Origin of the sequence: Neorhizobium fuzhouense, assembly GCF_042611105.1 — a bacterium.
GTDB classification, from domain to species: domain Bacteria; phylum Pseudomonadota; class Alphaproteobacteria; order Rhizobiales; family Rhizobiaceae; genus Neorhizobium; species Neorhizobium galegae_A.
The window spans coordinates 171,499-171,892 of the sequence record NZ_JBHFFP010000009.1; the positions used below are offsets into that span (position 1 = coordinate 171,499).

Below are 394 nucleotides of genomic sequence, written 5' to 3' on the forward strand. Positions count from 1 at the left end.
CTATGTCAGGCGCAAGGACGGCGGCGATATCGAGCAGGCCTATGGCTTCAGCCTGGCGCCGCTGCTGCTGCGCGCGGAAGAGTTTGCACTTCTTGCACAATCGGTGGCGGCCGAACGGCGCGCGCTCTCCCTGGCCAAAGAGGAACTCACCATCTGCCGCCGCGATGTGCGCAAGCTCATCACCGCAGCGATGGAGGAGGGCGCTGCCGGCGATTGGGAGCGGATCGAGAGCCATTATATCGCGCTTGTATCCAGGCTGCCGCGCCGCGCCGACCTCAAAACCATCACCACAATCCTGGATGAGATGGTTTTGTTGCGTGAAGAGGTGATCAACCATCTGGAACTTCAGCTAAAAACACAAAAAACAGGCGCCAGTGATATCCATTCTGGCTAT

1 protein-coding gene is annotated in these 394 nt (G+C 58.9%); it reads left to right on the forward strand.

Going from position 1 to position 394, the window contains the following annotated elements; all coding sequences use genetic code 11:
• The coding region (locus ACEXP3_RS16955) for a helix-turn-helix domain-containing protein (RefSeq protein ID WP_377298331.1) at positions 1-394 on the forward strand (394 nt) is incomplete at both ends.